The 21,376-nt window shown below is 72.6% G+C and carries 21 protein-coding genes; 5 read left to right on the plus strand and 16 right to left on the minus strand.

Translation table 11 applies throughout. The annotated features are described in order from the left end of the window. Window positions 1-53: 53 nt before the first annotated feature. Window positions 54-1,379 carry a chloride channel protein gene (locus QEZ54_RS35130; RefSeq protein WP_281309102.1) on the minus strand — a complete coding sequence of 442 codons (1,326 nt, stop codon included), beginning with the start codon at window positions 1,377-1,379 and terminating at the stop codon, window positions 54-56. 124 nt (window positions 1,380-1,503) lie between these two features. On the opposite strand from QEZ54_RS35130, the gene QEZ54_RS35135 reads away from it, so the two are divergent. The 3 genes from QEZ54_RS35135 to QEZ54_RS35145 all read left to right on the plus strand — a co-directional run bounded on the left by QEZ54_RS35135 (window position 1,504) and on the right by QEZ54_RS35145 (window position 4,594). Continuing rightward, a complete protein-coding gene (locus tag QEZ54_RS35135) occupies window positions 1,504-2,859 on the plus strand; it encodes a ferredoxin reductase family protein (protein ID WP_281309103.1) in 1,356 nt (451 codons plus the stop codon). A gap of 3 nt (window positions 2,860-2,862) precedes the next feature. Continuing rightward, on the plus strand, window positions 2,863-3,300 hold the full coding sequence (locus QEZ54_RS35140; RefSeq protein WP_281309104.1) for an FMN-binding protein: 438 nt from the start codon (window positions 2,863-2,865) through the stop codon (window positions 3,298-3,300). 70 nt (window positions 3,301-3,370) lie between these two features. Beyond that, the gene (locus QEZ54_RS35145) at window positions 3,371-4,594 is read left to right on the plus strand and encodes a cation:proton antiporter (RefSeq protein WP_281309105.1); all 1,224 of its coding nucleotides are present in this window, start codon (window positions 3,371-3,373) and stop codon (window positions 4,592-4,594) included. On the opposite strand, the gene QEZ54_RS35150 is transcribed toward QEZ54_RS35145, so the two are convergent. From QEZ54_RS35150 to QEZ54_RS35185, 8 genes are all read right to left on the minus strand, one after another. After that, complete coding sequence (locus QEZ54_RS35150) at window positions 4,554-6,047, minus strand: YfcC family protein (protein ID WP_281309106.1); 1,494 nt, start codon at window positions 6,045-6,047, stop codon at window positions 4,554-4,556. The genes QEZ54_RS35145 and QEZ54_RS35150 overlap by 41 nt on opposite strands. Beyond that, window positions 6,028-7,563, minus strand: coding sequence for a Na+/H+ antiporter NhaC family protein (locus tag QEZ54_RS35155; RefSeq protein ID WP_281309107.1), 1,536 nt, complete (start codon window positions 7,561-7,563; stop codon window positions 6,028-6,030). Before QEZ54_RS35155 ends, QEZ54_RS35150 begins: the two co-directional genes overlap by 20 nt. After that, window positions 7,556-7,708 carry a hypothetical protein gene (locus QEZ54_RS35160; RefSeq protein ID WP_281309108.1) on the minus strand — a complete coding sequence of 51 codons (153 nt, stop codon included), beginning with the start codon at window positions 7,706-7,708 and terminating at the stop codon, window positions 7,556-7,558. The genes QEZ54_RS35155 and QEZ54_RS35160 overlap by 8 nt, the downstream gene beginning before the upstream one ends. A gap of 11 nt (window positions 7,709-7,719) precedes the next feature. Continuing rightward, on the minus strand, window positions 7,720-8,982 hold the full coding sequence (locus QEZ54_RS35165) for an arginine deiminase (RefSeq protein ID WP_281309126.1): 1,263 nt from the start codon (window positions 8,980-8,982) through the stop codon (window positions 7,720-7,722). Window positions 8,983-8,984: 2 nt separating this feature from the next. Further along, the gene (gene arcC, locus QEZ54_RS35170; protein WP_281309109.1) at window positions 8,985-9,920 is read right to left on the minus strand and encodes a carbamate kinase; all 936 of its coding nucleotides are present in this window, start codon (window positions 9,918-9,920) and stop codon (window positions 8,985-8,987) included. Window positions 9,921-9,934: 14 nt separating this feature from the next. Continuing rightward, window positions 9,935-10,936, minus strand: a complete 1,002-nt coding sequence (gene argF / locus QEZ54_RS35175) for an ornithine carbamoyltransferase (protein ID WP_281309110.1) — start codon at window positions 10,934-10,936, stop codon at window positions 9,935-9,937. A gap of 22 nt (window positions 10,937-10,958) precedes the next feature. Continuing rightward, window positions 10,959-13,721: a cation-transporting P-type ATPase gene (locus QEZ54_RS35180; protein WP_281309111.1), complete on the minus strand. Its 2,763-nt coding sequence runs from the start codon at window positions 13,719-13,721 to the stop codon at window positions 10,959-10,961. Between the two features lie 234 nt (window positions 13,722-13,955). Further along, window positions 13,956-14,201, minus strand: a complete 246-nt coding sequence (locus QEZ54_RS35185) for a proprotein convertase P-domain-containing protein (RefSeq protein ID WP_281309112.1) — start codon at window positions 14,199-14,201, stop codon at window positions 13,956-13,958. On the opposite strand from QEZ54_RS35185, the gene QEZ54_RS35190 reads away from it, so the two are divergent. Beyond that, window positions 14,194-14,724: a helix-turn-helix transcriptional regulator gene (locus tag QEZ54_RS35190; protein WP_281309113.1), complete on the plus strand. Its 531-nt coding sequence runs from the start codon at window positions 14,194-14,196 to the stop codon at window positions 14,722-14,724. The two genes, QEZ54_RS35185 and QEZ54_RS35190, sit on opposite strands and share 8 nt — an antisense overlap. A gap of 32 nt (window positions 14,725-14,756) precedes the next feature. Here QEZ54_RS35190 and QEZ54_RS35195 read toward each other — a convergent pair whose 3' ends face one another. The 7 genes from QEZ54_RS35195 to QEZ54_RS35225 all read right to left on the minus strand — a co-directional run bounded on the left by QEZ54_RS35195 (window position 14,757) and on the right by QEZ54_RS35225 (window position 20,169). Next, complete coding sequence (locus QEZ54_RS35195; protein WP_281309114.1) at window positions 14,757-15,086, minus strand: SHOCT domain-containing protein; 330 nt, start codon at window positions 15,084-15,086, stop codon at window positions 14,757-14,759. A gap of 23 nt (window positions 15,087-15,109) precedes the next feature. Then, window positions 15,110-15,553, minus strand: a complete 444-nt coding sequence (locus QEZ54_RS35200) for a DUF6325 family protein (RefSeq protein WP_281309115.1) — start codon at window positions 15,551-15,553, stop codon at window positions 15,110-15,112. An 86-nt stretch (window positions 15,554-15,639) separates the two neighbouring features. Next, window positions 15,640-17,706, minus strand: a complete 2,067-nt coding sequence (locus QEZ54_RS35205) for a glycogen debranching N-terminal domain-containing protein (RefSeq protein ID WP_281309116.1) — start codon at window positions 17,704-17,706, stop codon at window positions 15,640-15,642. A gap of 3 nt (window positions 17,707-17,709) precedes the next feature. Then, the gene (locus tag QEZ54_RS35210) at window positions 17,710-18,075 is read right to left on the minus strand and encodes an SCP2 sterol-binding domain-containing protein (protein WP_281309117.1); all 366 of its coding nucleotides are present in this window, start codon (window positions 18,073-18,075) and stop codon (window positions 17,710-17,712) included. A 151-nt stretch (window positions 18,076-18,226) separates the two neighbouring features. Further along, window positions 18,227-18,679, minus strand: a complete 453-nt coding sequence (locus QEZ54_RS35215) for a winged helix-turn-helix transcriptional regulator (RefSeq protein WP_281309118.1) — start codon at window positions 18,677-18,679, stop codon at window positions 18,227-18,229. Between the two features lie 10 nt (window positions 18,680-18,689). After that, complete coding sequence (locus QEZ54_RS35220) at window positions 18,690-19,742, minus strand: zinc-dependent alcohol dehydrogenase family protein (RefSeq protein ID WP_281309119.1); 1,053 nt, start codon at window positions 19,740-19,742, stop codon at window positions 18,690-18,692. 64 nt (window positions 19,743-19,806) lie between these two features. Then, window positions 19,807-20,169 (minus strand): VOC family protein, encoded by a 363-nt coding sequence (locus QEZ54_RS35225; protein ID WP_281309120.1) that lies wholly within the window; start codon window positions 20,167-20,169, stop codon window positions 19,807-19,809. Window positions 20,170-20,301: 132 nt separating this feature from the next. On the opposite strand from QEZ54_RS35225, the gene QEZ54_RS35230 reads away from it, so the two are divergent. Then, the gene (locus QEZ54_RS35230) at window positions 20,302-21,357 is read left to right on the plus strand and encodes a LacI family DNA-binding transcriptional regulator (protein WP_281309121.1); all 1,056 of its coding nucleotides are present in this window, start codon (window positions 20,302-20,304) and stop codon (window positions 21,355-21,357) included. The last annotated feature ends 19 nt before the right edge of the window (window positions 21,358-21,376 follow it).

Raw genomic sequence — 21,376 nt, forward strand, 5'->3', positions numbered from 1 at the left:
GTTGTGACCCTGGATGGCGATCACCGGCCTGGGCGGCTGGCTGCCGGACGTGGTCATCTCTGGGGGCTGTCGTCGTCGGGTACCGGGTCGCGGTTCAGGCCGCCGGTGAAGATGTGCTCGGCGACGAAGGCGACGACCACCGCGATCAGCACGACCGGCGCCATACCGACGGCGTAGCCGCCGAGCAGCAGCAGGACGAGGACGGTGGCGCTGACCGGCGCGGGCAGCGCGGCGACCGTGGCCGCGGCCATCCCGGCCGCGAGGCCGCCGATGAGGCCGAGTCCCGGCAGCGGGGCGGCCAGCGCCCCGAGCACCCCGCCGAGGCAGACCGCGGGGAACACCGGCCCGCCGCGCAGCGATGCCAGCGACAGGGCGTAGCCGAGGCCCTTGGTGAGCAGCAGCAGCGCCAGTGCGATCGGCGGCCAGGTCTCGGGCGCCGAGGCGAGGGTCGCCAGGGTCTGCTGGCCCGAGGAGGCGACCTCGGCCGGGTCGCGGCCGGTGAGCAGCGCGTACGCGCAGGCGCAGGCGGCCACCGCGAGTGCCGCCAGCGGGGTGCGCGTCAGCGGCTTGGCGGCGACGGCGGGGGCGACGGTGCGGGCGAGGCCGCGTACCCAGCGGATGCCGAGTGCGGCCACGAGCGCGATCGGGATGCTCCACAGCAGGTCGGCCGGGTCGGGGCGGATGGTGCCGGCTGGCAGCGGCAGCGTGAGGTGGCCGATCGGCAGCCCGGTCCAGGCGCCCAGTCCGGTGAAGACTACGGCGCCGATCCCGGCCGCCATCAGGCACGGCAGGATGACCAGTGCCAGGGCAAGGCCGCTGAGCTGCACCATCTCCATCAGCATGATGGCGGCGACGACGGGGCTGCCGAAGACGGTGGCGATCGCGGCGGCGGCACCGGACACGCCGACCACCGCGGTTCGCCGCTCCCCCATGCGCAGCCCGCCCGCGACCCAGGCGGCCAGGCCGCTGCCCAGTGCCATCAGCGGTGCCTCGGGTCCGAGCACCGCGCCCAGCGGCAGGCTCGCGAACGCCGCGAGCAGCACCCCGGGCAGGTCGGCGGGCGGGCATACCCCGGCGCCCATGCCCTCGGCGGGCACGTGCCCCCCGTGGCCGGGCAGGGTGCGGACGATCGCGCCGACGGCCAGACCCGCGATCAGCAGCATGGGGATCGGCCACCACCACGGGGTGGCACCGCCGGTCAGGGCGTGCGGGAGGGTGTCCCAGGCCCAGTGCTCCAGCTGGTGCACGGCGGCGAGGAAGACGAACGCGGCCAGCGAGACCGGCACGCCGAGCACCCCGGCCAGGGCCAGCAGCCGCAGGTAGTCGGGGCGCCGGACCAGCTCCTCGGGGGTCGGTGCCGCGACGGCCGATTGCGCCATATCGCCACGATACGGGCGGCGGGCGTGGGCTGGGCCGATATGGCGCTGCGTCACCATGTGTACGGCGTCCTAGGAATCTGGGAGTCCGCCGGAACCTCGCGGGCACCCGGGGACTCGTGTGGGCGTGACTCGACCCCTCGACTCCGCCGGGCGCGCCCGCGCCCTGACCGCCTTCGCCGGTGCCGCCACCCTCGGCGTCACCTGTGCGCTGTGGTTCGACCGGGGCGGCCTCGGCGACCTGGCCGGGCAGCCCTACCTCTCGACCGGGCGGCTGACCGGGCTGCTCGCCGCGAACCTCCTGCTGCTGCAGGTGTTCACGATGGCGCGGGTGCCATGGCTGGAGCGCGCCTGGGGCCAGGACCGGCTCGCGCGCTGGCACCGGCTCACCGGCTTCGCCTCGGTGTGGCTGATGCTGGCCCACCTGGCGCTGATCACCGTCGGCTACGGCGCGACCTCTGACGCCGGGGTGGCGCGCCGGTTCGTCGAGCTGGTGCTGACCTACCCCGGCATGCTGCTGGCGGCGGCCGGGGCGGGGCTGCTGCTGGCCGTGGTGGTGCTGTCGGTACGGGCGGCGCGGCGGCGGCTGCGGTACGAGAACTGGCACCTGCTGCACCTGTACGCCTATCTCGGCATCGGACTGGCCCTGCCGCACCAGCTGTGGAACGGCACCGAGTTCGCGACCGGCGCCCCGGCCCGCGCCTACTGGTGGACGCTGTACCTGGCCGCGGCCGCCTGCGTGCTGCTGTTCCGGCTGGCGCTGCCGTGGTGGCGCAGCAGGCGGCACCGGCTGCGGGTCGACCGGGTGCGGCACGAGGCCTCCGACGTGTACTCGGTGTACCTGACCGGGCGGGACCTGGACCGGCTCGCGGCCCGGCCGGGGCAGTTCCTGCTCTGGCGGCTGCGTACCGGGAGGGGCTGGACCCGGGCGCATCCGTTCTCGCTGTCGGAGGCGCCGCGGCCGGACCGGCTGCGGTTCACGTTCCGGTCCGGCGGCGACGACGGGGCGCGGCTGGCCGCCGCCGCGCCGGGGACGGCGGTGCTGGTGGAGGGCCCGTTCGGCATGCTGACCGAGGCGCGCGGGCGCGGCGGCGCGGTGCTGCTGATGGCAGCCGGGATCGGGATCACGCCGATGCGGGCGCTACTGGAGGGTATGGCGGTGGGCGGCGAGCTGACGCTGATCTACCGGGCCCGTACCGAGCGGGAGCTGGTGCTGCGCGCGGAGCTGGACGAGATCGCGGCCCGGCGCGGCGCTCGGGTGATCTACCTGCCCGGCTCTCCCCCGCCGGGCCGGGTGTCGTGCCTGACCGCCGAACTGGCGGCGCGGGCCGACCACGAGGTGCTGGCCGACCTGGTGCCGGGCCTGGCCGAGCGGGATGTCTTCCTGTGCGGGCCGCCGCCGTGGATGGACGCGGCGCGGGCGGCGCTGCGGGCGGCCGGGGTGCCCGCGCGGCGGGTGCACAGCGAGCGGTTCGGGTGGTGAACCATGCGTAAGATCGCGTTCTTCCTGATCGGAACCGTGGCCGGGCTGGTGGCGCTGTTCAGCTACCGCACCAGCCGCGGCGAGGCGCTGGCGGTCCCGGCTGCCGTCGCGCCGCCCTCCCCCGGACCGTCGGCGTCGCCGTCCACGCCGCCCCTGCCGCCGGGCGCCCGCGCCGGCGACGGCCCGGTGATCACCACGGAGTTCGGGCAGGTGCAGGTCAGGGTGGTGCTGGACGGTTCCCGCCTGGTCGACGTGGTGCCGCTGAAGGTGCACGACGTGCACGCCCACTCCCTGGAGCTCAACGACTACGCCCTGCCGCTGCTGCACGACGCGGTGCTGGCGGCGCAGGGCGCGCGGGTGGACACGGTGACCGGCGCGACCGTCACCAGCCAGGCGTACCTGTCGTCGCTGCAGGCGGCGCTGGACGCGGCGGCGAAGTGACGGTGCGCACGACCGGTGCGATGACACAATCGACGGTGTGGTGAGCCGCGGCCCGGACCCGGGCTGAGCCGTGTACGAGCTGATCGGGCTGAGCCTGGTCCTGATCGCCTGGGCCGCGGTGTCCGGCCGGGCCGCGCGCTACAGCATCACCGTCCCGATCGCGCTGATGCTGGCCGGTCACCTGCTCGCGGGCGGCTCGGCGCCGCTGATCACGATCGAGACCAGCTCGACGACGCTGCAGCACCCGCTGCAGGCGACGCTGGCGCTGATCCTGTTCGCCGACGGCACCGGCATCGCGCTGCGGCAGCTGCGCCGCGCCCGGCACCTGCCGCTGCGGCTGCTGCTGATCGCGTTCCCGCTGACGGTGCTGCTGGGCTACCTGGCCGGCGTGCTGCTGTTCCCGGCCGCGGGCGGCTGGGTGATCGCGCTGGTCGCCGCCGCGGTGGCGGCGACCGACGCGAGCCTGGCCGAGGCGGCGGTGCACGACGAGCGGATCCCGCACGACGTACGGCTGGCGGTCAAGGTGGAGAGCGGCTGCAACGACGGCCTGGCCGCACCCCTGGTGCTGTTCTTCCTGGCCGGGGCGGTGGCCTCCGGGCACGGGGCGGGTACGGCGCCGCTGCTGGGGCACGCGCTGCGGGAGCTGGCGATCGCGCTGGTGGTGGGCGTGGCGGTCGGCGCGGGCGCGGGGTGGCTGCTGCGCGGGGCGCGGCGGCGGGGCTGGTCGTCGGTGCCGGGTGAGCGGCTGGCGTACCTGGCGGTGGGGGTGCTGGCGTTCGAGGCCGCGCACGCGCTGCACGGCAACGGGATCGTGGCCGGGTTCCTGGCCGGACTGTCGGTGCGGGCGCTGGACGCCGACCTGCCGCCCGCGCACCTGCAGACGGTGCACGACGTGGTGCTGCTGCTGTCGGCCGGGGTGTGGTTCGTGTTCGGCTCGCTGGTGTGGCGGTCGCTGGCCGCGCTGGACTGGCGGGTGCTGGTGTACGCGCTGCTGAGCCTGACCGTGGTGCGGATGCTGCCGGTGGCGCTGAGCCTGGCCGGGCTGGGCCGGCACCGGCGGGAGGTGCTGCTGCTGGGCTGGCTGGGGCCGTGCGGCCTGCCCAGTGTGATCTTCGCGCTGATCGCGGTGGAGCAGCTGAGCGGCGACGCGGCCGCGCTGACCGCGGTGCTGATCACGGCCACGGTGCTGCTCAGCGTGCTGGCGCACGGGCTGTCGGCGGCGCCGCTCGCGCAGCGCTGGGAGCTGGGCCCGGTCAGATCAGCAGGGCGGCGAGGCCGAGCAGCACCACGGTGACCCCGGCCAAGATCGCCAGCAGCGGCCATACCCAGCGCAGGTAGCGGCCGTAGGGCACCCGGGCGATGGCCAGCCCGCCCATGACCACCGCCGAGGTGGGGATGAACAGGTTCATCAGCCCGGACGCGCTCTGGTACGCGGTGACGACCAGGTCCTGCGGCACGCCGAGGAACGAGGCGAGCGGCGCCATGATGGGCATCGCGACGGTGGCCAGGCCCGACGAGGACGGGATGAGGAACGACAGGGGCAGGAACAGGGTGTACATGACGATGGAGAAGGCGGCCTCGCCCACGTCGCCCAGCGCCACCTCGGCCCAGTGCAGCACCGTGTCGGTGATCTGGCCGTTGTTCATGATGACGGTGATGCCCCGGGCGATGCCGATGATCAGGGCGACGCCGAGCAGGTCGCGGCCGCCGTCGACGAACGCCTCGGTCAGTTCGCCCTCCCGCATCCGGCCCAGCAGCCCGATCAGGACCGCGAACAGCAGGAACGAGGCGGTCATCTCGGGGAACCACCACCACAGGGTGGGCAGCGGGATGCCGAGGTCGGCCCAGGGGATGACGCCGTACATCATGACGGCGAAGGCGAGGGCGAAGACGGTGAGGATCAGCTTGTGGCGGCCGGTCAGCTCGGCGGTGGACGCCTCGTCGGACAGGCGGAAGCGTGCGTCGTTGTCGGCCTTCATGTCGTACACGGCCGAGGTCGACGGGTCGCGTTTGACCTTGTCGGCGTAGCGCAGCACGAACACCGTCCCGACCGCCAGGCACACGATCAGGATGATCAGCCGCAGCAGGAAGCCCTGGCTGATCGGGATGCCCGCGAAGCCGGACGCGATGCCGGTGGCGAACGGGTTGATGGTGGAGCCGAGCACGCCGATGCCGCAGCCCAGCAGCAGCACCGCCGCGCCGGTGAGGGTGTCGTAGCCCGCGGCGACCAGGACCGCGATGACCAGGCTGTAGAAGGCCAGGCTCTCCTCGGCCATGCCGAAGGTGGTGCCGCCGAGGGCGAACACCGCCATCAGGATCGGGATCATCCACCGCTCGCGGCCGTGCAGGCGCCGTACCAGCTGGCCGATCCCGGCCTGGATGGCACCGGTGCGCATGGTGACGCCGAGGAAGCCGCCGATGACGATGATGAACAGCGCCACGTCGATGGCGCCGAACAGCACGCCGGAGTTGTAGTAGCTGATCTTCCCGGCGGTGTCCTCGATGCCGTAGAGGCCGTTGATGGGCGCGGTCAGCGAGTCGACGATGATCCGCTGCGGGCTGGCCGGGACGGGGTGGTAGGTGCCGGGGACCGGGTTGCCGTCGGCGTCGAGGTCGTAGGCGCCCGCGGGCACCAGCCAGGTCGCGACCGCCATCAGCACGATCAGGGCGAACAGGATGGTGTACGCCGAGGGCAGGGTGAATCTGCGCCGGGCGGGCGTGCCCACGTCAGTGCTCGGGGCTGTCATCGCCGCCTCCCGCCGGGGCCGGGCCGCCGCCGGCCGGGACCCGTTCCGGTGCGGCGGTCGGCACCTTGAAGCCGAGGTAGCCGTACGCGACGTCCAGCAGCGGGCTGAGGATGTTGAAGAAGCAGTAGGGCAGGTAGGCGATGGTCGGCACCCCGAGCACGCCGGAGATGTACGCCCCGCAGGTGTTCCACGGCACCAGCACCGAGGTGACCGTGCCGGAGTCCTCCACGGCCCGCGACAGCACCTGCGGGGCCAGCCCGCGCCGGGCGAACTCGTCGCGGAACATGCGGCTGGGCAGCACGTCGGCGACGTACTGGTCGCCGGCTATGACGTTGAGGCCGACGCCGCCGGCGTTGACGGCCAGGATCAGCGAGCCCCGGCTGCGGGCCCGGGCGACCACCGGCGCCATCAGCCGCTGCAGGAACCCGGCGTGCTCCATGACCGCGGCGAAGGAGAGCGCGCCGAGGATGAGCCAGACGGTGGTGAGCATGCTGGCCATGCCGCCGCGCGAGAACAGCTGGTCGACCTTGGGCGCGCCGGTGTCGCTGACGAACCCGGTTGCCATCGCGCCGAAGACGGCGTGCACGCCGGTGGCGACCGGGCCGAGCGACGGGTCGTCGACGAACGCCCGTACCGCGGCGGGCTGGGTGAACGGGGCGAGCACGCCCGCGAACAGGGCCGAGCCGAGGATCGCCAGGAACGGCGGGTAGCGGCGCAGCGCGAAGTAGACCAGCAGCGCCAGGGGCAGCAGGCACACCACCGACACCCGGTAGGCGCCTTCCAGGGCCCGTTCGGCCGCCTCGGTGCTGGCGGCGGTCTCCGGCCGGGTCCGCCAGCCGATGACCAGGAACAGGATCAGGCTGACCAGCAGGGCGGGCACGGCGGTCCAGGCCATGTTGCGTACGTGCGTCCCGACGGTCAGCCCCCGGCCGACCAGCTTCGGCACCAGGATGGTCGTCTCCGACAGCGGCGTCATCTTGTCGCCGAAGTACGCCCCGCAGATCACCGCCCCGGCCGCCGCGGCGGTGGACAGGCCCATCACCGTGGCCATCCCGACGAACGCGACCCCGAGCGTGCCCGCGGTCGTCCAGGAGCTGCCGGTGACCACGCCGACCAGGGCGCAGACCAACGCGGTGGTGAAGAAGAACCAGGCCGGGCTGACCAGCTTGATGCCGTAGTCGACGACGGTCGGGATGGTCCCGGCCATGTTCCAGGTGCCGATCAGCGCCCCGACCGCGAGCAGGATGAACACCGCCCCGATCGCGGAGGTGACCCCGCCGACGGCGGCGTCGGCGACCGAGGCGACGGTGTGGCCGTTCTTGAACGCGACCAGGCTCGCGAACGCGGCGGCCAGCAGCAGCGCCACCTGCAGCGGGCCGTCGGTGGCGCCGACGCCGAACAGCGCGATGGTGGTGGCCAGCAGCACGATCAGGACCACGACCGGGGCCAGCGCGTCGCGCAGGGTCGGCGGCCGCACGGGCCGGTGCGGCAGCGCCGCCTCGGGGCCCTCAGCCATGGCGGGCGCCCGTCGCGGCGGGCTGGGTCAGGCGGCCGTGGTGCTGCCAGCCGTGATGGTGGGCGATGCCGCGGGCGTACGCCATCAGCATGAAGATCGCCAGGATCGCGACGACGATCAGCAGCACGCGGCGGAAGCCGGGCATCGCGCCGCCCCTCACAGCGGGTCGCGCAGCAGCGGGCAGGTCATGCAGTGCCCACCGCCGCGGCCCTTGCCCAGCTCGAAGCCCTCGATCGTGATGACCTCGATGCCGAAGGCCCGCATCTTGGCGATGGTGTGGGTGTTGCGCTCATACGCCACCACCACGCCCGGCGACAGCGCGACCACGTTGTTGCCGTCGTCCCACTGCTCGCGTTCGGCCTGGTAGGCGTCGCCGCCGGTCTCGACCACGCGCAGCCGTCCGACGCCGAGCGCGTCGGCCATCGCCGTCAGCAGGTCCGGCTCCTGCGTGACGTGGAAGCTGCCGGGGCTGCGGCCAGGCCGCAGGCTGATCGCGCGGACGTTCTCGACCACCTTCGGGTAGACGGTGACCGCGTCGCGGTCGAGCATCGTCATGACGGTGTCCAGGTGCATGTGCGCCCGGTCCTTGCTCATCACCACGGCGATGACCCGTTCGGCGGCGCCGCGGGCGAACAGCGCCCGGGCCAGCTCCTCGATCATGCGGGCCTGGGTGCGCTCGCTCATGCCGATGAGCACCGTGCCGTTGCCGATCGGCTGCACGTCGCCGCCTTCGAGGGTGGACCGGCCGAAGTCGACCACGTTGAACCGGCCGTCGTCGCCGAGCTCGGGGTACCAGTGGTCGAACTTGGCGTCGGCGAACATCGGATGCGCCCGGTAGACCGCGGCGACGTTGTACGCCTCCAGGCGCCGCGCCGGCCAGTACATCGGGTTGATGGAGACCCCGCCGTAGATCCAGCAGGACGAGTCGCGGGTGAACAGGGTGTTGGGCAGCGGCGGCAGGATGAACGCGCTGTCGTCCTCGGCGGCGGCCGCCCCCAGCGAGGTGCCCCGGAACAGGCCCAGGTCGAGCTGCGCCTCGGCGACGGTCAGGCCGCCGATGAGGTGGCGGGCCAGCTCCTGCGGCGGCAGCGCGTCCAGGGCGGCGCGGACCGGGTCGACCAGCGACAGGCCGACGGTGTACTCCGAGGCCGACAGCTCGATCATCCGCTGGCGGGCCGTCTCGCTGGCGGCCAGCGTCTCACCGAGCAGGTTCTGCAGGTGGTACACCTCCACGCCGCGTTCGCGCATCCGGGCGACGAACTGGTCGTGCTCGTACTGCGCCCGCTCCACCCACAGCACGTCGTCGAAGAGCAGGTCGTCATGGTTGGACGGGGTCAGCCGCCGCAGGCTCAGGTCCGGCCGGTGCACCAGGACCTTGCGCAGCGTGCCGACCTCCGAGTGGACGCCGAAGCCTTCCATGCTCACCCCGCTCCTTCCAGGGCCGTGCCGGCGGCGACCACCTGGGTGCCCGCCCGGCCGTGCACGACGTCCTCGATCCGATCCAGGCTGCCGATCGCGGCGCGCCTGCCGGTGTGCTCCACGAACCGGACCGCCGCGGCGACCTTCGGGCCCATCGACCCGGCGGCGAACGCCTGCCCGGACAGGTCGCCAGGGGCGACCCGGTCCAGCCGCCGCTGCCGGTCGGTGCCCCAGTCCTGGTAGACGGCGTCGACGTCGGTGGCCATCACGAACAGGTCGGCCTCGACCTCGCGGGCCAGCAGCTCCCCGGCGAAGTCCTTGTCGATGACGGCCTCGACGCCGGTCAGGGTGCGGCCGCCGGGGGCGTACATGGTCGGCACGCCGCCACCGCCGCCGCAGATGACCACGACGTCGCGCTCGATCAGCCAGCGGATCGGCCGGATCTCGAAGATCCGCTTCGGCTCCGGCGACGGCACGACGCGCCGCCAGTGCTCGCCGTCGGGTTTGACGGTCCAGCCCCGGTCGGCGGCCAGCTGCTTGGCCTGGTCCAGGTCGTAGACGGGGCCGACGAACTTGGTCGGGTCGCCGAACGCCGGGTCGGCCGGGTCCACCTCGATCATGGTCAGGATCGTCGCGAGGGGGGTCTGCTCGGGCAGCAGGTTGCCGAGCTCCTGCTCGATGACGTACCCGATCATGCCTTCGGTCTGGGCGCCGAGCACGTCCAGCGGGAACGGCTCGGCCCCGGCGTAGGCGGCGCCCTGCAGCGCCAGCAGGCCGACCTGCGGGCCGTTGCCGTGGGTGAGCACGAGCTGGTGTTCGCGGGCCAGCGCGGCCAGCATCGGCGCGGCGGCGCGGACGTTGGCCCGCTGCGCGTCGGCGGTCATCGGCTCGCCCCGCTTCAGCAGCGCGTTGCCGCCCAGGGCCACCACGATCCGCATCAGTCCCCCAGCCCTCAGTCGCTCAGCGTCGCCACGAGCACGGCCTTGATGGTGTGCAGGCGGTTCTCGGCCTGGTCGAAGACGATCGAGTGGCGGGACTCGAACACCTCGTCGGTGACCTCCAGGGCGTCGAGGCCGTACTCCTGGAAGATCTGCTCGCCGACCTTGGTGTCGCGGTTGTGGAACGCGGGCAGGCAGTGCATAAACCGCACCTTCGGGTTGCCGGTCCGCCCGATCACGTCCATGTTCACCTGGTACGGCTTCAGCAGCTCGATCCGCTCGCCCCACACGGACTTGTCCTCGCCCATCGACACCCACACGTCGGTGTAGAGGTAGTCGACGCCGCGTACGCCCTCGTCGACGTCGGCGGTGAGGGTGAGCCGGGCGCCGGTCTCGGCGGCGATCTCGTGGCAGGTCTTGACCAGGTCCTCGCGCGGCCACAGGTGCTCCGGCGCGCACAGGCGCACGTCCATGCCGAACTTGCAGCCGCCGACCATCAGCGAGTTGCCCATGTTGTTGCGGGCGTCGCCGAGGTAGCAGAACGCCACGTCGTGCAGCGGCTTGTCGCTGTGCTCGCGCATGGTGAGCATGTCGGCCAGGATCTGGGTCGGGTGGAACTCGTCGGTGAGCCCGTTGTAGACCGGCACCCCCGCGTAGGCGGCCAGGGTCTCCACGTGCTCCTGCGCCGACCCGCGGTACTCGATGCCGTCGAAGGTGCGCCCGAGCACCCGGGCCGTGTCCTTCATCGACTCCTTGTGCCCGATCTGCGAGCCGGTCGGCTCCAGGTAGGTGACCTGCGCGCCCTGGTCGTGGGCGGCGGTCTCGAACGCGGTCCGGGTACGGGTCGAGGTCTTCTCGAAGATCAGCGCGATCTCGCGGCCGCGCAGCCGGGGCTGCTCGTAGCCGCCGCGCTTGGCCGCCTTCAGCTCGGCCGACAGCTGCAGCAGGTAGCCCAGCTCCTCGGGCGTGAAGTCCAGCTCCTTGAGGAAACTGCGGTTGCGAAGGTTGAACGCCATGGCGGATGCCTCCTCGGGCGGGTCAGGCCGGTGCCGGTGCGGGCGCCGGTTCGACCCGAACCGGCGGGGTCTGGCGGGCGCGCCGCCGCAGCACCACCTTGATCAGCTCCTCGACGACCAGCAGGGTCAGCGCGATGCCGATGCAGCTCAGCCACTGGTCGAGGTTCAGCCAGGCGGTGCCGAAGATCCTGCGGAGCGGGTCCAGGGCCGTGACGGCGATGATGGCCAGCAGGGCGAAGCCGTAGCGGCGCAGCTGGGCGATGCCCGGGATCGCGGCGCGGCGGAAGACCGTGTTGACCTGGTCGCGCGAGAGCAGGCCGCCGACCAGGTGGAACAGCGACAGCGTGGTCAGCAGCATGGTCGCGCCGATGACCGGGCCGCCCTGGCCGTGCCCGAGCTGGTACGCCGCCAGCGAGCCGATCGTCATCACCGCGCCCTGGACGCACAGCCGCACCCAGTTGGCCGCCGACAGCACCGGGGCGCGGACCGGGCGCGGCGGCCGGTCCATGAGCCCGGCGGTCGGCTGGTCGAAGCCGAGCGCGATCGCGATCGGGATGTCGATGACCATGTTCAGCCACAGGATCTGTAGCGGGTTCAGCGGCGCCCCGGCGGCGATGTTGAGGATCCCCGCACCGAGGAAGATCGCGATGTAGGCGACCAGCGTCGACATCTGGAAGCGCAGGTACTTGAGCAGGTTGTCGTAGAGGGAGCGGCCGTACTCGACGGCGCCGACGATGGTGGCGAAGTTGTCGTCGGTGAGGATCATGACGGCGGCCTCCTTGGAGACCTCAGTGCCGGTGATGCCCATCGCGACGCCCATGTCGGCGGCCTTGAGCGCCGGGGCGTCGTTGACGCCGTCGCCGGTCATCGCCACCACGTTGTCGCTGGCCTTCAGCAGCCGTACCAGGCGCAGCTTGTCCTCGGGCGCGACGCGGGCGATCACGCCGATCTGCGGCAGCTGGGCCAGCAGCTCCTCGTCGCTCATCGCCGCGAACTGGGTGCCGGTCACCGCGCGGCCCTCGATGCCCAGCTCCTTGGCGATGGCCGCGGCGGTGGTGGCGTGGTCGCCGGTGATCATCCGGACCCGGATGCCGGCCTTGCGGCACTCCGCGATCGCGGCCTTGGCCTCGGGTCGCGGCGGGTCGACGATGCCGACCATGGCCAGCAGGGTCAGGTCGCGCACCTGTTCGATCAGGTTCGCCGACGGGTCGAACGCGGCCGGGTCGAAGTCGCGCTGGGCCACGACCATGACCCGCTCGCCCGCGGCCGCGATCCGGTCGTTGGCGTCCAGGGCCAGGTGCCGGTTGTCGTCGGTGACCGGCAGGATCGTGCCGTCGGGTTCCCGGTAGGAGGTGCTGCGCGAGATCAGCACGTCCGGGGCGCCCTTGACGTAGCAGCGGACCACCGGCTGCCCGTTCCCGCCGGTCATACGGTGGAACGTGGCCATGAACTTGTAGTCGGAGTCGAACGGCACCTCGGCCACGCGCGGGTAGGCCGCCCTGGTCTCCGCGATGTCGAGCCCGCCCTTGGCGCCGAGCACGATCAGCGCGCCCTCGGTCGGGTCGCCGATCAGGTTCTCGCCGTCGAGCACCGCGTCGGCGCACAGGACCATCGGCAGCAGGTACGGGTCGAGGTCGATGCGCAGCCCGCCGACGTGCTTGATCTCGCCGTCGGTGCGGTAGCCCTCGCCGGTGACGGTGAACCGGTGCCTGCCCGGGATCGACAGCTCGCGGGCCGTCATCTTGTTCAGGGTCAGCGTGCCGGTCTTGTCGGAGCAGATCACCGAGGTCGAGCCGAGGGTCTCCACGGCGGGCAGCCGCTTGACGATGGCGTTGCGGCGGGCGATCTCGCGGGTGCCGATGGACAGCAGCGCGGTGACCACGGCGGGCAGGCCGGTCGGGATCGCCGCGACGGCCAGCGCGACGCCGGTGATGAACAGGGTGTTGAACGACTCGCCCCGGGCCAGGCCGAGCAGGATGACCAGCACCAGGGCGATGCCCGCGATCGTCGCGATGATCTTCGAGAGGCTGTCGAGCTGCTTCTGCAGCGGGGTCTTGTCGGCCGCGGTCCCGGCGAGCAGGTGCGCGATGTGGCCGATCTCGGTGCCCATGCCGGTCGCGGTCACGATCATCTCGCCGCGCCCCCGGGTCACCGAGGTGTTCATGTACGCCACGCAGGTCCGGTCGCCCAGCGGCACGTCGGTGCCGGCGACCGGGTCGGCGCTCTTGGCCACCGGCAGGCTCTCGCCGGTCAGCGCCGCCTCCTCGATCTCCAGCGTGGCCGCGACGGTGACGCGGCCGTCGGCGGGGACCCGGTTGCCCGCCTCCATGAGCACGATGTCGCCGGGGACCAGCTGCTCGGCGTCGATCTCGACCGCCTGGCCGTCGCGGCGTACCCGGGCGACGGTCTTGAGCATCTGGGCCAGCGCCCGCACGCTCTCCTCGGCCTTGGCCTCCTGGCGCAGCCCGACCACGGCGTTGAACACGGTCAGGCCGACCAGCACCAGGGTGGTGCCCCACTCGCGGGTCACCAGCTGGTTCACCACGGCCGCGGCGAGCAGCACGAGCTGCATGAAGTCGTGGTACTGGCGCAGGAACGCCGCGAACGCGGACTCCTTCTTGCCGCCGGCCAGCCGGTTGGGGCCGTGCTTCGCCAGCCGCTCGGCGGCCTGCGCGGCGGTGAGGCCGCGCTCGGGGCTCACGTCGAGCGACTGGGCGACGTCGGCGGCGCTGCGGCTGTACCACGGCGTGCGGCTGCCCTTGTCGGCCTCCTGGTCCACGTCCATGGCCGCTCGCTTTCTGGTGACCGGCCGCCCGAGCCGACAGCCGGGCCGAATCCGAATCCGACTAGACGGGCTTAGACGGCGTACCGATGCAGAACACTATATTTCCGGCGCTCATAAGGTGTAGCAGATATGCGAAATACCCACACGAAACGAACAGCCTCGATCACGCCCGACCGGTACGTGAAACGGTGAACGGCGCGCCCGGGTGGGCGCGCCGTTCACCGCGGGGCGTCGCTACAGCGTGAGCGACCAGCTGTCGAGCACGCCCGTGTCACCGGGCCCGTAGTCGGTGACCCGCAGCCGCCAGGTGCCCGTCGCGGTGCTGAGCACGTTGGCGACCGTGAACGTCCTCGTGCCGTTCCACGCGGTGCAGGAGTACTGGCCGCTGCCGCTGTACTTCACCGGGTAGTAGAAGCCGTTGGGGGCGTACAGGGAGATGCCGATGTCCTCGGCGCACGGGTGGTTCACGGTGATGGACACCGTCACCGTGCTCGGCGACGACCCGGTCACCGCCGGGGTGCTCGCCGGGCTGGACCGCGCCGAGGGGCTGCACCACTGCGCGCACGGTGACACCGCGCAGGCGGTGTCGCTGCTGCGCCGCTCCCAGGAGCAGTTCGCCGCGCTGGGCCTGCCGCTGGAGCGCGGGCGCAGCCTCATCGCCCTCACCGCGGCCGAGCGCCGCCGCCGCCACCGCACCGCCGCGCTCGCGGCCCAGCAGCTCGCCGAGGAGGTGTTCGCCCACGCCGGAGCCCCCGGCTGGGCTGCCGCGGCGCGGATCACCGGGGCCGGACGCGGCCGGCGCGGGCCCGACGGGGACGCCCGCCTGCAGCTGACCGAGACCGAGAGCAGGATCGTCGAGCTGGCCGCCGCAGGCGCGTCCAACCGCGAGATCGCCACCGCGCTGTTCCTCAGCGTCAAGACCGTCGAGGCGGCGCTGACCCGGGTCTACCGGCGGGCCGGGATCCGCTCCCGCACGCAACTGCAGCAGGTCCGGCATCGGTGATGCCGGACCTGCTGCGGTGCTGCGCGCGGGGGTCAGCCCGCCAGGATCGCGTTCTTCTGCTGCTCGAACTCGGCATCGGTCAGGACGCCCTGCGCCTTGAGATCGGCCAGCGACTTGAGCTGTTCGATCTTGGCCGCCATCGGGTCACCTGCTGCCGGCGCCGCTGCGGGCGGCGGCGGTGGTGGTGCCGCGTACGCCTGCTGCTGCGCCGCGTACGCGGCCTGCTGCTGTTGCTGCTGGTAGGCGTCCGCCTGCTCCTGCTCGGCCCAGCGGCCCGCCTGGCGGCGCGACACGCGGTTGGACACCGCCGTCGCCGTGCCCGCGATCACCGCGGTGCGCGCCACGCCCCGTAGAAGTCCCATGGTCACTCCCCCGTATCGGTTGCTCAGGTGCCGACGCTGGTGCCGGACTCGACCGCAGCGATCAGGGCCTGCACCGGGATCCGGCCGTTCGCGATCACCTGCGCGCCGCCCTTGCGCCACGCCGTGGCCAGCGGTGCCGCCCACGTGTTCTCGTAGACGAGGATGCCCGCCGAGTTGCCCGGCTCGATGACCTCGGCCGCCTCCCGGAACTCCTCCTGGCCCAGCAGACCGGACGACGCGCCGACGAACACCTCGAAGTCCTTGGCGCCCATCGCGTCCATGTCCTCGACCTTCACGGCGGTGATCGTGCCGTCGAGGTCCTTGCGGATGAAGGCCAGGTCGAGGATGCGGACGATGCCGCGGTCGACCAGGTCCAGCAGCAGCGGGATGCCCTCACCGGTCATCCTGTTGCCGGGAAACTCCAGGACCAGGTAGTCGACCGGTCCCATCTCCTCGATCTCTTTCATCTCGCCCCCCGTGGCGGGCGGCGCCAACGCCGCCGCGTATCTGCATCGTAGGTCGGCCGCGTCCGTCTTACCGCCGTTTCGGCCGGTCAGCGGCCGACGCCCAGCTCCGGACGCAGCCGGCTGGGCGTCTCGACCTTGAACCGGCCCCTGCCGAACGCGTCCACCCGCCCCCACCGGCCCGGGATGTCCAGCAGCTCGATCCGGCCGATGCCCTCCGGCAGCGCCGCGTCGACGACCAGGCTGTCGCCCAGCGGCTGCAGGCCGAGCATCGTACGCAGCAGCAGCAGCGGCGCCCCCGTCGACCACGCCTGCGGGCTGCACGCCGTCGGGTACTGCACCGGGTAGCGGGTCTCGGCGCGCGGGTAGCCGCCGAACGCCTCCGGCAGCCGCCCGTCGAAGTACTCGGCCGCGTCGAGGATGCCCGCCGCGATCTGCGCCGCCTCCCGCTTGAAGCCGTACTTGCGCAGGCCCCAGGCGATGAACGAGTTGTCGTACGGCCACACCGTGCCGACGTGGTAGCCGATCGGGTTGTAGCGCCGCTCCCCCTCGGCCAGCGTGCGCACGCCCCAGCCGGAGAACAACCTGGGTCCGAGCAGGTGCTTGGCGAGCTGCCGCGCGCGCGGCTTGTCGACGATGCCGCTCCACAGCAGGTGCCCGATGTTGGACGACAGCGCGTCGACCTGCCCGCCCTCGGCGTCCAGCGCCAGGGCGTAGTACTGCCCGTCGGCGACCCAGAAGTCGCGGTTGAAGCGCTTCTTCAGGTCGGCGGCCTGCCGCTCCAGCTCCTGGGCGTAGTCGGGGTCGTGCCAGATCTCGCGGGCCAGCCGGGCGCCGCGCACCCGGGCGTCGTAGGCGTAGCCCTGCAGCTCGCAGGTGGCGCGCGGGAAGCCGGGCAGGCGGCCGTCACGGTAGGAGATGGAGTCCCACGAGTCCTTCCAGCACTGGTTCTCCAGGCCGGTCTTCTCGTTGCGGCGCCGGTACCAGACGTAGCCGTTGCCGAGCAGGTCGGCGTACTCGTGCACCCAGCGCAGCGCGGCGCGGGCCTCGATCTCCAGGTCCTGGACCAGCGTCTTGTCGCCGGTCCAGCGCTCGTACTCGTCGAGCAGCACCACGAACAGCGCGGTGGCGTCGGCGTTGCCGTAGTACGGGCTGTGCGGCTGGTCCATGAACGCGGCGGTCTCGCCGTAGCGGATCTCGTGCAGGATGCGGCCGGGGTCCTCGTCGCGGAAGTCGTCGAACCGGGTGCCCTGGCGTTCGGCGAGTTCGCGCAGCGTGGTGGCGGCCAGGTCCGGGGCGAACGGCAGCGCCTGCAGGCTGGTGAAGATGCTGTCGCGGCCGAACATGGTCATGAACCAGGGCAGCCCGGCGGCGGGCAGGGCGCGGCCGCCGGAGGTCAGCGGCGAGAAGCGCAGCGCCGCCAGGTCGATGAGGCTGCGCCGGTACGTGCTGCGCAGCGGCTCCCAGTCGCACTCCAGCCGCGGTGCCTCCCGCAGCCACCGGTCCAGGTCACCGGCCAGGTCGGGCGGCTCGGGCGGGGCGAGGTTGACGGCTTTGCCGTTGCTGCCCAGGACGGTCGGGGTGACCAGGATCGTGGTGGACCACTTCTGCTGCGGCTGCAGCCGAATGGTCCAGGTCAGACCGTGCTCGTCAAGGTCCGCGCGGGGGGCGGCGGAGATCGTGGTGGTGCGGTGGAAGGTCTCGCGCTGGTAGCCGAAGACCAGCCGGTCGCCCTCGACCCTGCGGTAGAGCTTGCCCTTCTTCTTCTGGTCGTTCTTGACGTCGAACAGGTCGGCGAAGTCGCACCCGGCATCCAACCGGATGGTCAGGTCGGTCGGGCCGTCGCCGTGGTTGATCACCACGATGTCCTCGGTCAGGCCCGCGCCGATCGAGCGGCGCCGGATCACCGACAGCTTCGCGTCGATGTACACGGTGCCGGTGCCGGGCACGAGGAAGTAGGTGGTCTCGAAGTACTGCAGATCGTCGGTCGACAGCGGGTTGAGTCGCTGCCCGTCGACGGTGAGGATCCAGGTGGACAGGAACCGGGTGTCCCAGGAGAACAGCCCGGACGGGTCGGCGGAGGTCGCCTCGATGTCGCCGCGCTCGTCGCTTACGACGTAGGTGTTGCCGTTGAGGATGCGCACCTGTGCTGGCATGGCTCAGCCCTTCGCTCCGCTCCTGCGGGCCGCCGCGGGCGGTCCGGCGAACATGCGCTGGAAGATCTGCAGCAGCTCCAGCCGGCCGGTGGCCAGCACCGCGCCGCGCAGGTACGCCGCGAACCCGTTATCCCTGCCGGTGACGATCTGCTCGAACACCTCGGCGTCGGCCTGGACGACGCAGTCGGCTTTGCCGCCGCGCCGCGACACGGAGATGTCGCCGCGGTCGAGCGTGACCAGCCAGCGCTGCGGTTTGGCGGCCGGGCCGATGTCGAATCTGATCGTTCCCGCGGTACGTCGCAGCAGCGGTTCGTGTCCCCGCCTGCTCAGCGCGGCGAAGAACTCCTCACCCGCCGTGGTCGTGGCCATATCGATCACCTGCCCAAGCTGTCGCTCAGCCACATGCTCCCTGAGCGTAAAGGCAGGTCGCCCTGCAGTTTCGGGGAAACTGCAGGAATAGGGCCCAAGATTGGCGCAGTTTCCCCGAAACTGCACCGACCGGCCGACCGGGGCGGCGTGGTCAGTCCTTGAGATTGATCTTGGGGGCGCGCTGCTCGAACGGCGTCGACAGGACCACGGTGGTGCGGGTGGTGACGTTGGCGGAGGTGCGGATCTCCTGGAGGAGCCGCTCCAGGTCGGCCGGGGAGGCGACGCGGACCAGCAGGATGTAGAAGTCCTCGCCCGCGACCGAGAAGCACGACTCGATCTCCGACAGGTGCGCCAGCCGCTCCGGGGCGTCGTCAGGCTGGGCCGGGTCGAACGGCCGGATCGCCACGAACGCCGTCAGCGGCAGCCCGATGGCCTGGTAGTCGACCCGCGCGCCGTAGCCGGTGATGACGCCCCGCTGCTCCAGGCGGCGCACCCGCTGGTGCACGGCCGAGACGGAGAGTCCGACCTTCTCGGCCAGGTCCGTGTACGACATCCGCCCGTCGGCGGTCAGGGCCGAAACGATGGCCTGGTCGGTCTCTTCCACGGCGCTCAAGTTACACCGACCCCGCGCCGGGACGCACCAGCACTTTGAGTGCCTTGCGGTCGTTCATCGCGGCATAACCGCCGGGCACCCCGTCCAGCCCGACGGACACGTCGAAGACCGGGCTCGGGTCCAGCCGCCCGGCCAGCACGTCGGCCAGCAGCTCCGGAATGTACGCCCGCGCCGGGGCGACCCCGCCGCGCAGCGCGATGTTGCGGCCGAACATGTCGCCGATGTCGACCCCGGCCGAGCCGCCGTGCGGCACCCCGACGAAGCCGACCGCGCCGCCGTCGCGGGCCACCCCGATGGCGGTGCGCATGGACTGCTCGGTGCCGACCGCCTCAATGACGGCGTGCGCGCCGTGGCCGCCGGTCAGCTCCCGTACGGCCGCGACGGCCTCGTCGCCGCGCTCGGCGACCACGTCGGTGGCCCCGAACCGGCGGGCCAGCGCCGTACGCGCGTCGTGGCGGCCCAGCGCGATGATGCGCTCGGCGCCCAGCCGGTGCGCGGCCAGCACGCCGCACAGCCCGACCGCACCGTCGCCGACGACCGCGACGGTCGCCCCGGGCCGGGCACCCGCGGCCAGCGCGGCGTGGTGGCCCGTCGACATGACGTCGGACAGCGCGAGGATCTTGACCAGCTCGTCGTCGCCGAGCCCGGACGGCAGCGGCACCAGGGTCCCGTCGGCGTACGGGACGCGCACGGCCTCGCCCTGGCCGCCGTCGGAGCCGGGCTGGCCCCAGAAGCCGCCGTCGGGGCAGGACGTGTGCAGGCCCTCGCGGCAGAACTGGCAGGTGCCGTCCGACCACACGAACGGGGCCACGACCACGTCGCCGGCCTTGACCGTGGTCACGTCGGCGCCGACGGCCTCGACCACGCCCAGGAACTCGTGCCCGATGCGCTGCCCCGGCTGCCTGCTGGCCACCCCCTGGTACGCCCACAGGTCGCTGCCGCAGATGCAGGCGTGCGTCACCCGCACGACGGCGTCGGTCGGCTCCCGCAGGCTCGCGTCGGGCACGTCCTCGACCCGGACGTCGTGCGGGGCGTAGATCACCGTTGCGCGCATGCGATCATCGTAGAGGTCGCCGCCGTACGGACACGGGCGGATGCGGCCGCCGTCAGTGCCGCGCTCAGTGCCGCTCGGTCAGCAGGCAGAACTCGTTGCCCTCCGGGTCGGCGAAGACGCTCAGATCGTCCTGCTCCCGGACCAGGGTCGCGCCCGCGGCGACGATGGCGGCGCGCTCCTCGTCGTCGGCCACGATGTCGAGGTGGATGCGCCCGACCGGCAGCAGGTCCAGCGCCGGGGCGAGCCACACGTCCGGCTCGGTGCCCGACGGGTCGTGCAGCAGCACCGACTCCCGGTCCGCCAGGGTGCGATCGGCGAGCTTGACCGCGTCCTCCTCGTGGACGGGCAGCCCGGTGACCAGGCTCCAGAACGGGGCCATGACATACGGGTCACGGCAGTGGATCACGACCGAGGAGATGTACGGCATGGCGCCAAACCTAGCGGCAGGTTTGGGTACGGCCGCCATCGGATATCCCGCCCCTTGACATCTTCAGCCGGAGGGGTCTTACCGTAGGTGACCGTTACCGCTTCCGGTACCGGTACCGCAGCGGAGGTGCGAATGCGCACGACCATCGCCGACATCGCGCGGCTGGCCGGGGTGAGCAAGGCGACGGTGTCACGGGTGCTCAACGCCCGCCCCGATGTCGACCCGGCCACCCAGCAGCGCATCCAGCAGATCATGGCCGAGACCGGGTACGTGCCCAGCTCGCACGCCGTCGACCTGGCCCGCGGCCGGACCCGGGCGCTGGGCGTGCTGACGCCGGACCTGCGCACGCCGTGGCTGTCGGAGCTGCTGCACGGCGCCGCCGAGGTGATGCAGGCGGACGGTTACACCCTGTCACTGCATCCGGCGGGCGACGGCACCGGCTGGGACCGGTTCGCCGCCCGCGCCGCGGCGCAGTCCTTCGACGGGGTGCTCGCGGTGTTCCCCGCCGACACCGCCTCCGAGCTGCACGGACTCTCCGAGCGCGGGGTGCCGGTGGTGGTCGTGGACGGTGGCGCCCAGGCCGAGCTGCCCGCCGTCGCCACCGACCACGCCGACGGCGGCCGCCGGGCGGCCGAGCATCTGCTGCTCGCCGGACGGCTGCGGCTGGCCATGATCACGGGACCTTCCGATCATGCGGCGGTGCTGGAGTGCGCGAGCGGGTTCACCGACCGGCTGGCCGCCACCGGGGCGGTGCTGCGGGCCGCGTGCGTCACCGAGGCCGACGGCACCGAGCAGGGCGGCTACGACGCGGCGCAGCGGCTGCTGCGGGCCCGCCAGTTCTTCGACGGCCTGTTCGTGCACGGTGACGCGATGGCGGCGGGGGCGCTGCGGGCGCTGCGCGAGGCGGGCCGGTCGGTGCCCGGCGAGGTGGCGGTGATCGGCTTCGACGACCTGCCGCTGGCGGCGTACACGCATCCGGCGCTGACGACGGTGCGGGTGCCGTGGCCGGAGCTCGGCGGCACGGCCGCCCGGCTGCTGCTGAAACTGATCGGCGGCGCCGCGCGGCCGGCCGAGCCGGTGCTGCTGCCGACGTCACTGGTGGTCCGGGCGACGACGCCGCAGGTGGCGCGCATTCCGGGGCAGCGCAGCCGCCGCGCGGCGGGCAAGCCGGTGCTGCCCCGGCTGTGACATCGGGCGGCGTAGGCCG

Origin of the sequence: Catellatospora sp. KI3, from assembly GCF_029948125.1 — a bacterium.
In the GTDB taxonomy this organism is placed as follows: Bacteria; Actinomycetota; Actinomycetes; order Mycobacteriales; family Micromonosporaceae; genus Catellatospora.

Bases quoted from the DNA above. Each gene is read 5' to 3' on its own strand.
- QEZ54_RS35130 (WP_281309102.1), bottom strand. From the start codon at position 1,379: ATGGCGCAATCGGCCGTCGCGGCACCGACCCCCGAGGAGCTGGTCCGG.
- QEZ54_RS35140 (WP_281309104.1), top strand. From the start codon at position 2,863: ATGCGTAAGATCGCGTTCTTCCTGATCGGAACCGTGGCCGGGCTGGTG.
- QEZ54_RS35150 (WP_281309106.1), bottom strand. From the start codon at position 6,047: ATGACAGCCCCGAGCACTGACGTGGGCACGCCCGCCCGGCGCAGATTC.
- QEZ54_RS35155 (WP_281309107.1), bottom strand. From the start codon at position 7,563: ATGGCTGAGGGCCCCGAGGCGGCGCTGCCGCACCGGCCCGTGCGGCCG.
- QEZ54_RS35160 (WP_281309108.1), bottom strand. From the start codon at position 7,708: ATGCCCGGCTTCCGCCGCGTGCTGCTGATCGTCGTCGCGATCCTGGCG.
- QEZ54_RS35165 (WP_281309126.1), bottom strand. From the start codon at position 8,982: ATGGAAGGCTTCGGCGTCCACTCGGAGGTCGGCACGCTGCGCAAGGTC.
- arcC (WP_281309109.1), bottom strand. From the start codon at position 9,920: ATGCGGATCGTGGTGGCCCTGGGCGGCAACGCGCTGCTGAAGCGGGGC.
- argF (WP_281309110.1), bottom strand. From the start codon at position 10,936: ATGGCGTTCAACCTTCGCAACCGCAGTTTCCTCAAGGAGCTGGACTTC.
- QEZ54_RS35180 (WP_281309111.1), bottom strand. From the start codon at position 13,721: ATGGACGTGGACCAGGAGGCCGACAAGGGCAGCCGCACGCCGTGGTAC.
- QEZ54_RS35190 (WP_281309113.1), top strand. From the start codon at position 14,194: ATGGACACCGTCACCGTGCTCGGCGACGACCCGGTCACCGCCGGGGTG.
- QEZ54_RS35195 (WP_281309114.1), bottom strand. From the start codon at position 15,086: ATGGGACTTCTACGGGGCGTGGCGCGCACCGCGGTGATCGCGGGCACG.
- QEZ54_RS35200 (WP_281309115.1), bottom strand. From the start codon at position 15,553: ATGAAAGAGATCGAGGAGATGGGACCGGTCGACTACCTGGTCCTGGAG.
- QEZ54_RS35205 (WP_281309116.1), bottom strand. From the start codon at position 17,706: ATGCCAGCACAGGTGCGCATCCTCAACGGCAACACCTACGTCGTAAGC.
- QEZ54_RS35210 (WP_281309117.1), bottom strand. From the start codon at position 18,075: ATGGCCACGACCACGGCGGGTGAGGAGTTCTTCGCCGCGCTGAGCAGG.
- QEZ54_RS35220 (WP_281309119.1), bottom strand. From the start codon at position 19,742: ATGCGCGCAACGGTGATCTACGCCCCGCACGACGTCCGGGTCGAGGAC.
- QEZ54_RS35225 (WP_281309120.1), bottom strand. From the start codon at position 20,169: ATGCCGTACATCTCCTCGGTCGTGATCCACTGCCGTGACCCGTATGTC.
- QEZ54_RS35230 (WP_281309121.1), top strand. From the start codon at position 20,302: ATGCGCACGACCATCGCCGACATCGCGCGGCTGGCCGGGGTGAGCAAG.